This window comes from Streptomyces sp. JNUCC 63, from assembly GCF_054366325.1.
In genome coordinates this window covers 4,810,681-4,824,623 of record NZ_CM135963.1, presented here as the reverse complement: position 1 = coordinate 4,824,623, position 13,943 = coordinate 4,810,681, and the positions used below count along the sequence as shown (strand labels likewise).

General features: G+C 71.9%; 11 protein-coding genes and 1 rRNA gene. 5 read left to right on the top strand and 7 right to left on the bottom strand.

Annotated features, from left to right (window positions below; genetic code table 11):
* Positions 1-198: 198 nt before the first annotated feature.
* The 6 genes from hpf to mtnA form a co-directional block, all read right to left on the bottom strand.
* Positions 199-891, bottom strand: a complete 693-nt coding sequence (gene hpf, locus ACX25U_RS22215) for a ribosome hibernation-promoting factor, HPF/YfiA family (protein WP_454382561.1) — start codon at positions 889-891, stop codon at positions 199-201.
* A 314-nt stretch (positions 892-1,205) separates the two neighbouring features.
* Entirely contained in the window at positions 1,206-2,096 is an 891-nt protein-coding gene (locus ACX25U_RS22210; protein ID WP_454382560.1) for a ComF family protein, read from the bottom strand.
* Positions 2,097-2,237: 141 nt separating this feature from the next.
* Entirely contained in the window at positions 2,238-4,070 is a 1,833-nt protein-coding gene (locus ACX25U_RS22205; protein WP_454382559.1) for an LpqB family beta-propeller domain-containing protein, read from the bottom strand.
* Complete coding sequence (mtrB, locus tag ACX25U_RS22200) at positions 4,060-6,129, bottom strand: MtrAB system histidine kinase MtrB (protein WP_454382557.1); 2,070 nt, start codon at positions 6,127-6,129, stop codon at positions 4,060-4,062. The genes ACX25U_RS22205 and mtrB overlap by 11 nt, the downstream gene beginning before the upstream one ends.
* Position 6,130: 1 nt before the next feature.
* Complete coding sequence (mtrA, locus tag ACX25U_RS22195; protein WP_003975799.1) at positions 6,131-6,820, bottom strand: two-component system response regulator MtrA; 690 nt, start codon at positions 6,818-6,820, stop codon at positions 6,131-6,133.
* A 111-nt stretch (positions 6,821-6,931) separates the two neighbouring features.
* Positions 6,932-8,074: an S-methyl-5-thioribose-1-phosphate isomerase gene (gene mtnA / locus ACX25U_RS22190; RefSeq protein ID WP_454382556.1), complete on the bottom strand. Its 1,143-nt coding sequence runs from the start codon at positions 8,072-8,074 to the stop codon at positions 6,932-6,934.
* 140 nt (positions 8,075-8,214) lie between these two features.
* Between mtnA and ACX25U_RS22185 the strand changes: the two genes are divergently transcribed.
* The 5 genes from ACX25U_RS22185 to ACX25U_RS22165 are packed head-to-tail and all read left to right on the top strand — an operon-like array spanning position 8,215 to position 13,750.
* A complete protein-coding gene (locus ACX25U_RS22185) occupies positions 8,215-9,531 on the top strand; it encodes a hypothetical protein (RefSeq protein ID WP_454382554.1) in 1,317 nt (438 codons plus the stop codon).
* Positions 9,532-9,535: 4 nt separating this feature from the next.
* Positions 9,536-10,258, top strand: coding sequence for a DUF4129 domain-containing protein (locus ACX25U_RS22180; protein WP_454382553.1), 723 nt, complete (start codon positions 9,536-9,538; stop codon positions 10,256-10,258).
* Positions 10,255-11,451 carry a DUF4350 domain-containing protein gene (locus tag ACX25U_RS22175; protein WP_454382551.1) on the top strand — a complete coding sequence of 399 codons (1,197 nt, stop codon included), beginning with the start codon at positions 10,255-10,257 and terminating at the stop codon, positions 11,449-11,451. Before ACX25U_RS22180 ends, ACX25U_RS22175 begins: the two co-directional genes overlap by 4 nt.
* Positions 11,451-12,440: an AAA family ATPase gene (locus ACX25U_RS22170; protein ID WP_454394431.1), complete on the top strand. Its 990-nt coding sequence runs from the start codon at positions 11,451-11,453 to the stop codon at positions 12,438-12,440. Before ACX25U_RS22175 ends, ACX25U_RS22170 begins: the two co-directional genes overlap by 1 nt.
* Positions 12,440-13,750, top strand: a complete 1,311-nt coding sequence (locus ACX25U_RS22165) for a DUF58 domain-containing protein (protein ID WP_454382549.1) — start codon at positions 12,440-12,442, stop codon at positions 13,748-13,750. Before ACX25U_RS22170 ends, ACX25U_RS22165 begins: the two co-directional genes overlap by 1 nt.
* Before the next feature lie 73 nt (positions 13,751-13,823).
* Here the strand turns inward: ACX25U_RS22165 and rrf are convergent.
* Positions 13,824-13,940, bottom strand: a 5S ribosomal RNA gene (gene rrf / locus ACX25U_RS22160).
* Positions 13,941-13,943 lie beyond the last annotated feature (3 nt).

Here is a 13,943-nt window from a genome sequence, read left to right as displayed (position 1 = left end):
CCCCCTGAGGCTGTGGCCTGGTGTGTGGTGCCATGGCCAACCCGAGGCAACAGCCCATCCGTTGAGCCGTTGCCGCCATGATTCCATGTCCGACCGACACTGCGGTGACCAAGCGGGGCGCGAAGGGGTCGCACGCCGGTGCCCCTGGGGGCGCACACGCGCATCCAGGGGCACCGTCTCAGCTGTCGGCCGGGTGGGTCAGCCGCCCAGTGTGCCGCCCGCCTCGGGAGAGTGCGCCTCAGTGACCATCGTGTCCGTCCTGAGGTGGATCACGCCGTAGTCGTAGGCGTGCCGTCGGTAGACGACGCTGGGTTCCTTGGTCTCTGAGTCGACGAACAGATAGAAGTCGTGCCCGACCAGCTCCATCTCGTAGAGGGCCTGGTCAAGGGTCATCGGGGAGGCGACGTGGGTCTTCTCGCGGACAACGAGGGGACCGTCCCCCTGTACCTCCAGCGAGCCGACCTTCTTGGTGGGCGCCTGGCCCGCTTCCTCTTCCGCGGCGGTCTGGCCGCTGCCGTTCAGCGTCGCCGCGCCCGGGACGTGGTCGGGGACCTCGGCGGCCGAGATCCGGCGCGCGCCGCGTCGCGAGAAACGCTTGTCGTGCTGCTTGCGCAGCCGGGCACCCAGCTTCTCCGCCGCCAGGTCGAGTGCCGCGTACGGATCGCTGGCCGCTGCCTCCGCCCGGATCACCGGACCGCGGGAGCGAAGCGTGATCTCCACTCGATCACTGCGGTCGGCCTGCCGGGGGTTGGGCTCCCTGGACACCTCGACGTCGAGGCTGATCACCTTGCCATCGAGCTTCTGGATCTTCTCCAGGTTCAGCTTCTCGGCCACGTGCTTGCGGAACCGCTCGGGCACCTCGGTCTTGCGGCCCTTGACGACGATGTCCACGCAGAACTCCGTTCCCGGATCGCTCCGCCACGTCGGCGGAGCATCTCCCTTTTCGCACCGGTTCCGGTGAGCCCGGAACCTCGGACTCGGTGACGTCCACCTCCTCCTCCCCCGGGGCAAGATCTCCACCCAGCCGGTGCGGATGATTGCGGAAAACCCGCAGCACGGCATTCGGATATGGCGGGGATGGCCTGCGCCTTTCCCTCACACCCCGAACATATCTCGCCCGGACGGATGACGTCACCCTCTACTGCGGCGTACCTCCGTTCAGGTGAATTGCCCCCCTCATTACCTGCAACGATGCAGGTTCGCAGTCAGTTCCGGTTTATTTCGAAGGAATCCGGAGACGCCGCGACGACGGCCGAACAGATCACGTCACCGGCGCCATACGCACCCCCGTTTTCCAGTGCGCCATACACCGAGTTCCCCTCCTTCTGCGTTGCTTCCTGCCTTGCTCCAGACTTCCGTTCCCCCATCCCTTCCCGAGTCCGCACCGCATACACAGCCGCTTTCACCGCACGTGCCGCTTCTGTCAGGGAGGCGCCCGTCGTCATGAGGTCGTCGACCAGCACCACCGGACCGCTCAGCAGCAGACCCGCACCGCCCGCGGCCACCTGAAGCGCACCGGCGAGGTTGTCCAGCCGCTGCCGGGAGTTCAGCCCCGACTGGTCGGCCACGGCGCGCCGCTGGCGCAGCACGGTCAGAGCCCTGGCCGGCGTCCCGGACCGCCGCAGCTCACCGGCCGCCGCGAGCGCGATCCGCCGCGCCGGATCGTGCCCGCGGGCCCGCACCGCCTGCCGCGCGGACGGCACGGGAACCAGCAGCACGGTCCCGCCCATCGTCCACAGCAGCCCCCCGCCCGCTGTTCCTGTTCCTGTCCCTGTCCCTGTTCCTGTCCCTGCCCCGGCGGCCACCCGCAGCCCGGCCCGCACCGCGCCCGCCAGCGCCGTGCCCAGCGGGCGGGCGAGAGCCAGTGCGCCCCGTTCCTTGTGGGCGAGCAGAGCCGCCCTGACCGCGTCCGCGTACGGAGCCGTCGCGTACACCGCCGGCAGTCCGGGCGGCTCCGGCACCGGACGCACCCGGCGTGGTGCGCCCTCGCACAGGGCGGCCCGGCACTGGGGGCAGAGCACCGTGCGAGGCCGGCCGCAGCCCCCGCACTCGGCCGGCAGTACCAGGTCGGTCAGGTCCTGCCACCACCCGCGCATGCACTCCACTGTGCCAACGCCGCACCGTCCCGGCCAGCCCTGTGGACAACGCCCTGTGGACAACTCCGCTCACGGCGACCAGAGCTTCCCCCACACGGATGGCGAAGGGACGCTCGGCCGGGACAGAAGCAGCAGGAGTGCTCAGCCGGGATAGACCGGCGCCCACCCGGCCTTGACCACCTTCTGCCACTGCGCCCCGGACGGCAGCCGGACGATCCCGTCCTCCGACGAGTACGCCACCAGCGGCAACTGATCGTCCTCGGACGCGGCGATCGACTTCACCCCGGTGAGCGCGGCGGGCGCCGGACCCTCCGGCGTGGAGCCGTCGACCTGGACGTACCGCATCGTCTGCACGCCCCCCTGCTCCCGCCCGGCCACCACGAGCCGGCTGTCACCGGCCCACGACATGGCGGTGACGTCCTCCAGCTCCGGCGCCGCCGAACGCAGCTCCAGCACCGACACCACCGGCCGGTCCCCGGAGCTGTCGTCCCGTTCGATCCGCCCGATGAGCAGGGACTTGTTGCCGTCCTTCGCCTGCACGACGAGCGCGATCCGCACCCCGTCGGCGGCCACGCGCACCGCGTCGATGCGCCCCTTCAGCCCGGGGACGCGCACGCCGAGCGGCTTTCCCTCACCCTGTTCCAGTACCACCAGCTGTGGCCCGGTGGGATCGCGGTCGGCCACCCACAGGTCGCCGCGCGCGTCCCAGCTCGGCGCCGTCAACCCGTCGGCCGCGGTCTTGCCGTTGCTCTCCAACACGGGCGCGTCGAGCGGACCGCCCGCCACCAGCGAGCTCACGAACAGCGACTTCCCGTCGGCGCTGACCCCGGCCGCGGTGCGCTCGTCCCATGACACGGCCGCCGACCCGAGCGGCTGGACGCCCTCGCCCAGCGCGCCCGGCACCGGTTCGGCGCTGGTACCGGTACCGGGCATCCGCACCAGCCGACGCTTGTCGTCGACGAAGTACAGGTACTCGGACCGCTTCACCGACCCGCGCCTGGCGACGGTCTCGGCCTGGCCCTCTCCGAACGCGCACAAGGTGCTGCCGTCGGCCCGCTGCAGCTCGACCGTGTCCACCGTGGGCGTCAGGTTCTGCAGCGTGAACAGCAGCTGGGCCGCCATTTCCCAGCACTTCTCGTGCCCCACCTTGGAGGCCTTGCCGTTCAGCGGCACGGTCAGCTTGTTCTGGTCGTCGGGTGTCAGCGCGGTGACGCCGCCACGCAGCGCCGTACCGGTCGGGAAGCTCGACCTGACCACCGGCTTGAGCCAGCTCGTGGGCCCGGCCAGCAGGGAGCGCACCATCTGCGTCATCGCGTCCACACGCCGGCGCACGTAGACGGGATCGGCGACGGCCGTCGTCGGCGTCCCCGACTCCGCCCAGGTGCCGGAGGCGAAGTAGTACTTGTTGACGGACGTGTAGTTGCGCTGGAAGTCCGACTGGCCCATGACGACGCCCTGCGGCAGCACGTCGATGCGCCACTGCCTGCTCTTCTTGTCCCGCGTCAGATGCACCGGCTGGCTGTAATGGCCGGCCAACGGCGTGTACGACTGCTGCTCGTCCACCCGGGCCACCTTGCTGCCGGTCAGCGTGAACGCGTAGTCGTCGGCGTCGTCGTGTCCCGTCGTACGGTCCACCTGGATACCCGGGCCGCCGGCGAGCACGGTCGTGGACGACTCCGGCCGCCACTGCCGCGCGGCCGCTCCCGTCAAGTACTGGCGGGCCGTCGCATACTGCGGATCGTCGCTGGTCAGCGCCTCCAGGAAGCCCTGAAGGATCTCCGCGGGCGGAGCACCCTCCCGGGGCGGCATGGCGAACACCCGTACCTCGGTGTCCTGACGCGGGGTGGACTCCACATCCCGCAGGTCCCCGCTGTCGGGCATCGTGGCGCACCCTGTCAGCAGTACGACCCCACAGGCGGCATACGCCACCGCGCGCACCGGCCGCCGCACGCCCCCCTCGCGGTCAGCGTCCACGAAATGCCTCCCCTTGCTGCGTCACGTCCCGCGGCCCGGCTCCCTCCGGATCCACGGAGCCCTCCGATTCGTTCCCCGCCGTCTCCACCGCGGGCACGACCTCCTGCCGTCGCGCGCCCGAGGCCGGCCGGGACACCACGCGCGCGCCGTTGCCGGGCAGCGCCGTCGGGTCGGCCGTGGGTGGCACCGCGGCCGGCCGCGGTGCGATCGGGTCCCGCGCCTCACCCGTCGCCTGCATCGGCACGGTGGCACGCTTCTCTCCCCCGCTGGGCAGACCGGCGTCGTCGAGCCCGCGGTTGCGCCGCGAGTCCTTGGGCTCCAGCGGTATGGGCGAGCCCCGCAGCGGCTCGTCCGCGGTCCTGGGCAGCGTCAGCCGGAACTGCGAGCCGCCGCCCGGCTCGCCCCACGCCTGCAGCCAGCCGCCGTGCAGCCGGGCGTCCTCCAGGGCGATCGACAGCCCCAGGCCCGTACCGCCCGTGGTACGCGCGCGTGCCGGGTCCGCCCGCCAGAAGCGGCTGAAGACACGGGTCGCCTCGCCCGGCTTGAGCCCGACCCCGTAGTCGCGCACCGCGACCGCGACCGCGCCGCCGGCCGCGGCGAGCTTGACGACGACGTCCCTGCCCTCACCGTGTTCCACGGCGTTGACGACCAGGTTGCGCAAAACACGCTCCACGCGCCGCGCGTCGGCCTCCGCCACGACGGGCTGCTGGTCACCGACGACCCGGATCCGGGTGCCCTTGCGCTCGGCCAGCGGCTCCGCGCCGCTGACGACCCGGTGCACGACCTCCCGCAGGTCGATCGGCTCGGCCTCCAGCGCCGCCGCACCCGCGTCGAAACGGCTGATCTCCAGCAGGTCGGCGAGCAGCGACTCGAACCGGTCCAGCTGATCGGCGAGCAGCTCCGCCGAGCGGGCGGTGACCGGGTCGAAGTCCTCGCGCGCCTCGTGGATGACGTCGGCGGCCATCCGCACGGTCGTCAGCGGCGTGCGCAGCTCGTGCGAGACGTCGGAGACGAACCGGCGCTGCATCCGCGACAGGTCCTCCAACTGCTGGATCTTCAGCTGCAGGTTCTGCGCCATCTTGTTGAAGGCCTCACCGAGCCGCGCGATGTCGTCCTCGCCGGTGACCTTCATCCGCTCCTGCAGCCGCCCGGCCGACAGCCGCTCGGCGATCCCGGCCGCCATCCGCACCGGCGTGACGACCTGCCGCACCACCAGCCAGGCGATGGCCCCGAGGAGTACGACGACGAAGAGACCGGCCGTCGCAAGGGTGCCCTTGACCAGGCTCAGCGACTTCTCCTCCTGGCTGAGCGGGAAGAGGTAGTACAGCTGGTACGGGTCACCGTTGGGGTCGTTGACCTGCTTGCCGATGACCAGCGCCGGCTGGGAGCCCTTGTCGCTGTCCTTGTAGACGATGCGGGCGTAGCTCTGGGCGGCCACCATGTTGATGTTGATCCGCGCCCGCAGCTCCTCGGGCACGCTCGCCGTCGGGTCCACGCCGCCGGAGGCGCGCGGACCGCGGCCGCCGCCGCTGTCGTCGCCCGCGGGCAGCGTGACCACGTCGAAGGCCCCCTGGCCGCCGCTGGACAGCGCGGACACCAGGTCGCTCATCCACTGGATGACGTTCTGGGAGGAGCGGCCGTCCGTCGTGGAGGCGGCGTCGCCGGTGACGGTCGTCGCCTCGTCGGCCCGCTGCTTGGCCACCGCGAAGCCGCCGGTGGCCTGGCTCTGCGACGCCTTCACCTTGGCGTCCAGCAGCCCGTTGCGCACCTGGCCGATGACGACGAAACCGAGCAGCAGGACGACGCCCAGCGACATCAGCAGCGTGGTGACGACGACCTTGAGCTGGATGTTGCGCCGCCACAGCCGCATGACGGGCAGCAGCGGCCGACGCACCCAGCGCAGGAAGAGACGCAGGACCGGGCTGCCCTGCACGCCGCCGTGCAACAGCCCGCCGTCCAGGAGGCGCTCCCAGCGGGAACCCGCGGTCGTCCGACCGACAGGCCGCCCCGCGCGGGTCCCGGTCCCTCCGGGCGTCGAAGCGGCACTGTCCCCCGACACGTCAGCTCGGCCCGGCCTTGTAACCGACACCACGGACGGTCACCACGATCTCGGGCTTCTCCGGATCCTTCTCGACCTTGGAGCGCAGTCGCTGCACGTGCACGTTCACCAGGCGGGTGTCGGCCGCGTGCCGGTAGCCCCAGACCTGTTCCAGGAGCACCTCGCGGGTGAACACCTGCCACGGCTTGCGGGCGAGGGCGACCAGCAGATCGAACTCCAGCGGCGTCAGCGCGATCGACTGCCCGTCCCGCTTCACGGAGTGACCGGCCACGTCGATGACGAGGTCGCCGATGGCGAGCTGTTCCGGCGCCGGCTCCTCCGACCTGCGCAGCCGCGCCCGGATACGGGCCACGAGCTCCTTCGGCTTGAACGGCTTCACGATGTAGTCGTCGGCGCCGGACTCCAGGCCCACCACGACGTCCACGGTGTCACTCTTGGCCGTCAGCATCACGATCGGCACCCCGGACTCCGCCCTGATCAGGCGGCACACCTCGATGCCGTCCCGGCCGGGCAGCATCAGGTCCAGCAGTACCAGGTCGGGCTTGGTCTCACGGAAAGCGGCAAGCGCCTTGTCGCCGTCGGCTACGAAAGACGGCTCGAAACCTTCACCACGCAGCACGATCCCGAGCATCTCGGCCAGTGCGGTGTCGTCGTCGACGACAAGGACTCGTCCCTTCATAAACGACATCATCCCATTCTCGTAACGGCGGCGAAGATCCAGGTGAGGGAGTTCACTGGCCTGTGACGATAGTCGCACCGACTCGCTACTGTCTGCCCTCACCCCGAGAACGGGACGCCGTCCCTACTCGACCGCCGTCTGCCGCGACCTGGCGCACAGTTCGGCCAGGCCCTTGGCCGTCACCGGCGAGACGGTGCCCTCCTCGGTGACGATCGCGGTCACCAGCTCGGGCGGGGTCACGTCGAACGCCGGGTTGTAGGCCTGCGTCCCCAGCGGCGCGACCGGGATGCCGCCGCCGGCTCCCGTGACCGGGACCTGAGGCGCGATGATCTCGGTCACCTCGTAGCCCGGGCGCTGCTCGACCTCGATCGCCGCACCGTCCGGGGTCTCCGGGTCCACCGTCGTCACCGGCGCCACCACGATGAACGGCACGTGGTGGTAGCGCGCGAGCACCGCGAGCGGATAGCTGCCCACCTTGTTCGCCACCGAGCCGTCGGCGGCGATACGGTCCGCGCCGACCAGCACGGCGTCCACCTCACCGGCCGCGAACAACGAGCCCGCCGCGCTGTCCGTGAGCAGGGTGTACGCCATGTCCTTGCGGGCCGCCTCGTACGCCGTCAGCCGCGCGCCCTGGAACAGCGGCCGGGTCTCGTCCACCCACAGCCGCCGCAGCCGCCCCGCGCGATGCGCCGCGAGCGCCACCGCGAACGCCGTCCCCTCCCCGCCCGACACCAGTGACCCGGTGTTGCAGTGCGTGAGGATGCGGTGCCCGCCGCCGGGCTGCAACTCGTCCAGCACTGCCAGCCCGTGCTCGGCCATCCGCGCACTGGCCTGGGCGTCCTCCTGGTGCAACCGGCGCGCCGCGGCCAGCGCCGCCGAAGCGGCCCGCCGGGCATCGCCGGTCCTGGCGAGCGCCGCCTGATGAGCGGACTGTGCCCGGCGCACACCGACAGAGAGGTTGACCGCCGTGGGCCGGGCACCCGCCAGCGCCCTCGCGGCCTCGTCCACGTCGAAACCGCGCGCGGCGGCGAGCGCGACGCCGTACGCCCCGGCGATGCCCAGCAGCGGCGCTCCGCGCACGGCCAGCGACCGGATCGCCTCCACCAGAGCGGACGCGTCCGTGCACACCAGCTCGACCTCCTCGGCGGGCAGCCTCGTCTGGTCGAGGAGGACCAGGACCGGGCCCTCGGGCGGCTCCTCCCAGCGGATCACCGGTGTCCCGGCCGGCCGGTTGTCCTCGCGAGTCTGCGCGTACTGATCAGCCATGTCGTCAGTCTGCCCCGTATCCGGCGGACAATTGAAGGTACACAGCCGCCACCACCGCCGGTCACCCGAAGACCACCCCATGGCACGATGGCTGCCAACCTGCCGCCGCGACCGCGGACGGGCACCGTGAAGGAGCGACGATGAATGACACTCCGGGCTGGTCCTCGCCCGGATCCGTCCCGTCCGACGGACCGGAGCCCGGTGGGTCCGGGCCTGCCGACGCCGCCGGCCCGGCACAGCCTGCGGACCAGCCGGGCGAACAGCCGCAGGGCCCCGGCGTGAAGTGGTCCAAGGAGCAGCCGCCGCCCGACCAGTGGTCCGCGCCCACGGGAGCCCCGGCCCCCGGCCAGACCCCACCGCCACCACCGCCCGGCCCCGGCTGGGGCCGGCCCGGCTACGGCGCTCCGGGTGGCTACGGTTACGGCGGCCCCGGTGGCTACGGTGCCTGGGGCGCGGGCTGGAGCGGCCCACCGCCCGCGGCCAAGCCCGGCGTGATCCCGCTCCGCCCGCTGGGCCTGGGCGAGATCCTCGACGGCGCGGTGACCACCATGCGCACCCACTGGCGCACCGTCCTGGGCATCTCCCTGGTCGTGGCGGTCATCACCCGGGTCATCGCCATCCTGGCGCAGCGCTTCACCCTCGACGACGCCACCACCCAGATACTCAGAGACCCGAACGCCACCCCCAGCGAGTTCATCCGCGCCATGGGCAACTCCCTGCTCGGCTCCGGCGTCGCCTTCATGACCACCATGGTCGGCACCGTCGTGGCCACCGCGTTGCTCACGACGGTCACCAGCCGTGCGGTGCTCGGCAAGCCGGTCACCGTCGGCGAAGCCTGGCGGGACGCCCGCCCGCAGGTGCTCAAGCTGTTCGGGCTGGTCTTCCTGCTGCTGCTCATCGGCGTCGGCATAGTCACCGTCGGCGTACTGCCCGGCGTCATCGTGGCCGCCACGGGATCCCCCCTCGGGGGCATCGGGCTGGCATTCCTGGGCAGCGTCGCCGCTCTCGTGCCCGCTGTGTGGCTGTGGATCCGCTTCTGCCTGGCCTCGCCGGCCCTCATGCTGGAGAAGCAGGGCATCATCAAGGCGATGAGCCGATCCGGCAAGCTGGTCCGCGGCTCCTGGTGGCGGATCTTCGGCATCCAACTGCTGACCGTACTCATCACGTTCCTGGTCTCCGTGGTAGTCGCCCTCCCCTTCGCCGTGATCGCCATGATGTCCAGTGGGGACGGTCTCACGAACTTCCTCAACGGCACCCCCGAGCTGGGCTGGACCTACCTGGTCATCACCGGGATCGGGGCGGTGATCGGCTCGATGATCACGTTTCCGATCTCGGCCGGCGTCACCGTGCTGCTCTACATCGACCAGCGCATTCGCCGCGAGGCCCTCGACCTCGAACTGGCCCGAGCCGCCGGCGTCCCGAGCCACGGTTCCGGCGCGACCACCCCGGGGAGCTGATGGCGTGAGCCCGACGGGGGCAGTCCTCACAGCACTGTTGGCGCTTCCACGCGCGCCCGCCGCGACCGAACCACCGGTGACCCTCCCGCGTGATCCCGCGCGGGAGGCGGCCCAGCGCGAGCTGTCCAAGGGCATGTACCACGAGCACGACCCCAGCCTGCTGCAACGCGCCCTGAACGCCTTCTGGGACTGGCTCGGCAAGCTCTTCGACTCCGCCTCGTCCGCCACACCCGGCGGTGGCGTCGGCCTGGCCGTCGTCGTCGTGGCCGTGCTCGCCGTGCTCGGCGCCCTGTGGTGGCGCCTCGGCACACCGCGACGCGAACCCACCTCCTCCGCCGCCCTGTTCGACGACCGCCCCCGCAGCGCCGCCGAACACCGCGCCGCCGCCGAGGCACACGCCGCCCAGGGCCACTGGAACCAGGCCGTCCAGGAACGGATGCGCGCCATCGTCCGCTCCCTGGAGGAACGCACCCTGCTCGACGTACGCCCCGGACGCACCGCCGACGAAGCGGCCGCCGAGGCCGGGCGCACCCTCCCCGCGCATGCCGACCGACTCCGCGCCGCCGCCCGGGACTTCGACGACGTCACGTACGGCGGACGCAGGGCGACCGAACAGGCGTACCACCGCATCACCGGACTCGACCGCGACCTGGAACGCACCAAGCCCCAGCTCGCCACCACCAGCCACAGCACGGCCCCCCACACCCGCCAGGGAGCCGCCGAATGACCACCGAGGCCACACTCCCGTCCACCTCGGCCTCGCCCACCGCCCGCCAGGTGTGGACCCGTACGCGAGGCATCCTGCTCGCGCTCATCCTCCTCCTCGTAGGAGCCGTCGCGATCGCCGCACTCCGCTCGGGCGGCCAGCACGGCCGCCTCGACCCGCGCTCCGCCGATCCCTACGGCAGCCGCGCCGTCGCCGCGATCCTCGCCGACCACGGCGTGTCCACACGCGTGGTCACCACCCTCGACCAGGCACGGGCCACGGCCGGTCCCGACACGACCCTGCTGGTCGCCGTTCCCGACCTGTTGACGGACGGTCAGCAGTCCCGGCTGCGCGCGGCAACAGCGGCCTCCGGCGGACGCACCGTCCTCGTCGCCCCGGACACCCCCTCCGTCGGCCGACTGGCTCCCGGCGTCACGGCCGACCCCGCACCCAGCTTCGACACCACCCTCTCCCCCGGCTGCTCCCTGCCCGCCGCCCGCCGCGCCGGCACCGCGGACAGCGGCGGCGGCATCCGCTACTCCACCACCGCCCGCAAGGCCGACATCTGCTACCCCAGCGACGGACTGCCCACCCTGCTGCGCATCCCGCAGACCGCCAAGGGCGGCGACACCGTCGTCCTCGGCGCGCCCGACATCCTCTACAACAACCGCCTCGACAAGCGGGGCAACGCCTCGCTCGCCCTCCAACTCCTCGGCTCCCGCCCCCATCTGGTCTGGTACCTCCCCTCGCTCTCCGACGCCTCGGCCCCCGACACCGGCGACCGCACCTTCTTCGACCTGCTCCCCTCGGGCTGGCTCTGGGGCACCCTGCAGCTGTTCATCGCCGCCGCCCTGGCCGCCCTGTGGCGGGCACGCCGACTCGGCCCCCTCGTGCCCGAAAAACTTCCCGTCGCGATCCGCGCCTCCGAAACCGCCGAAGGCCGCGCCCGCCTCTACCGCAAGGCGAACGCCCGCGACCGCGCCGCCACCGCTCTTCGCTCCACCACACGCACCCGCCTCGCCCCCCTCGTCGGCGTGCCCGTCACCCAGGCGCACACGCCCGAGGCCCTGCTCCCCGCCCTGTCCGCCCGGCTCGACAGCGACGGACAGCCCCTGCACGACCTGCTCTTCGGCCCGCCGCCCAACGACGACGCGGCCCTCGTCTCCCTCGCCGACCGACTCGACGCCCTCGAAAGAGAGGTACGCCGTCCATGATGGACCCGACCACTGACAACGCCGGGCACACCGGGGACGCGGCCGCCGCCCGGTCCTCCCTGGAAGCCCTGCGCGCCGAGATCGCCAAGGCCGTGGTCGGCCAGGATCCCGCCGTGACCGGTCTCGTCGTCGCCCTCCTGTGCCGCGGACACGTTCTCCTCGAAGGAGTCCCCGGGGTCGCCAAGACGTTGCTCGTCCGCACGCTCGCCTCCGCGCTCGACATCGACACCAAGCGCATCCAGTTCACCCCCGACCTGATGCCGAGCGACGTGACCGGCTCGCTGGTCTACGACGCACGCACCGCCGAGTTCTCCTTCCAGCCCGGCCCGGTCTTCACCAACCTCCTCCTCGCCGACGAGATCAACCGCACCCCGCCCAAGACCCAGTCCTCACTGCTCGAAGCCATGGAGGAGCGCCAGGTCACCGTCGACGGCACCCCACGCCCGCTCCCCGACCCCTTCCTGGTCATCGCCACCCAGAACCCGGTCGAGTACGAGGGCACCTACCCCCTCCCCGAGGCCCAACTGGACCGCTTCCTGCTCAAACTGACGATCCCGCTCCCCTCCCGCCAGGACGAGATCGACATCCTCACCCGCCACACGGCGGGCTTCAACCCGCGCGACCTGCGCACCGCCGGCGTACGCCCCGTGGCCGGCCCCGCCGACCTGGACGCGGCCCGCACCGCCATCGCCAAGACGACCGTCTCCCCCGAGATCACGGCCTACGTCGTCGACATCTGCCGGGCAACCCGCGAATCCCCCTCACTCGCCCTCGGCGTCTCCCCCCGCGGAGCGACGGCCCTGCTGTCGACGGCCCGCGCCTGGGCCTGGCTGACCGGCCGCGACTACGTCACCCCCGACGATGTCAAGGCACTCGCCCTCCCCACCCTGCGCCACCGCGTGCAACTCCGCCCGGAAGCCGAGATGGAAGGCGTGACCGCCGACTCGGTGATCAACGCGATCCTCTCCCACGTCCCGGTCCCCCGCTGATGGCTCTCACCGGACGCGCCGCGCTCCTCGCGGCACTCGGCTCCCTCCCCGTCGGCATCTGGGACGCCGGCTGGACAGGCGTCCTCGCCGTGAACGCCCCGCTGGCCATCGCCTGCGCCTGCGACTACGCCCTCGCTGCGCCGGTACGACGCCTCGGCCTGACGCGCTCCGGCGACACCTCCGTACGCCTGGGCGAGAGCGCCGACGTCACCCTCACGATCACCAACCCCTCCCGCCGCCCGCTCCGTGCCCAGCTGCGTGACGCCTGGCCGCCCAGCAGCTGGCAGCCCGGCACAGAGGTGGGGACCTCCCGCCACCGTCTGACCGTGCCGCCCGGCGAACGCCGCCGCGTCACCACTCGGCTGCGGCCCACCCGCCGCGGCGACCGCCAGGCCGACCGCGTCACGATCCGCTCCTACGGCCCTCTCCGGCTCTTCTCCCGCCAGGGCACCCACAAGGTCCCCTGGACGCTACGTGTCCTGCCCCCGTTCACCAGCCGCAAGCACCTGCCCTCCAAGCTCGCCCGGCTCCGGGAACTCGACGGCCGCACCAGCGTGCTCACACGCGGAGAAGGAACGGAATTCGACAGCCTGCGCGAGTACGTCCCCGGCGACGACACCCGCTCCATCGACTGGCGCGCCACGGCCCGCCAGTCCGCGGTCGCCGTACGCACCTGGCGCCCCGAACGCGACCGGCACATCCTGCTGGTCCTCGACACCGGCCGTACCTCCGCGGGCCGTGTGGGCGACGCCCCGCGCCTGGACGCCGCCATGGACGCGGCCCTGCTCCTCGCGGCCCTCGCCTCCCGCGCCGGCGACCACGTCGACCTGCTCGCCTATGACCGGCGCGTACGCGCCCTCGTCCAGCGCCGTACGACGAACGACCTCCTCCCCTCCCTGGTCAACGCCATGGCGACGCTGGAACCCGAACTCCTCGAGACGGATGCCCGAGGTCTTACGGCCACGGCCCTGCGTACGGCTCCGCGCCGTACGCTGATCGTGCTGCTGACCACTTTGGACGCGGCGCCCGTCGAAGAGGGTCTGCTGCCCGTGCTCCCCCAGCTCACCCAGCGCCATACGGTGCTGGTGGCCTCGGTGGCGGATCCGCACATCGCGCGGATGACCGCGTCCCGCGGAAACGTCGAGGCGGTGTACGAGGCCGCCGCGGCGGCCCAGGCACAAACCGAACGCCGGCGCACAGCAGAGCAACTCCGCCACCACGGCGTCACGGTCGTCGACGCGACACCGGACGACCTGGCGCCGGCGCTGGCGGATGCATATCTGGCGTTGAAGGCAGCGGGACGACTTTGAAATGGGTGGGCGTAAGCCCCCCATGAACGCAGAAAACCCCGCACCGTGAGGTGCGGGGTTTTCTTCAATATTTGTTCGGCGGTGTCCTACTCTCCCACAGGGTCCCCCCTGCAGTACCATCGGCGCTGTGAGGCTTAGCTTCCGGGTTCGGAATGTGACCGGGCGTTTCCCTCACGCTATGACCACCGAAACA